A 312-nucleotide genomic window follows, 5' to 3' on the forward strand; every position below is an offset into this window, starting at 1 on the left:
CACCCCCGACCCGTACGGCGCTCCGGGCGCCCGGATGTACCGCACGGGCGACCTGGCCCGGCGGCGCCCCGACGGCACCGTCGACTACCTCGGCCGCAGCGACCAGCAGGTCAAGATCCGCGGCCACCGGATCGAGCCGGGCGAGATCGAGGCCGAACTGGTGCGCGGCCCGCAGGTCGGACACGCCGCGGTGGTGGTCCGCGAGGACACCCCCGGCGAGCAGCGCCTGGTCGCCTACGTGGTGCCCTCGGAGGGCCAGGTGGCGGACCCGGCGGAGCTGCGCCGGGCGCTCGCCGAGCGGCTGCCCGCGTA

The 312-nt window shown here is 77.6% G+C and carries 1 protein-coding gene; it reads left to right on the forward strand.

All coding sequences use genetic code 11. From position 1 onward, the window contains the following. Nucleotides 1–312 (forward strand): AMP-binding enzyme (locus VR44_RS34180; protein WP_045951531.1); only part of this gene is annotated, 312 nt, incomplete at both ends.

This window comes from Streptomyces katrae, from assembly GCF_000966975.1.
In the GTDB taxonomy this organism is placed as follows: Bacteria; Actinomycetota; Actinomycetes; order Streptomycetales; family Streptomycetaceae; genus Streptomyces; species Streptomyces katrae.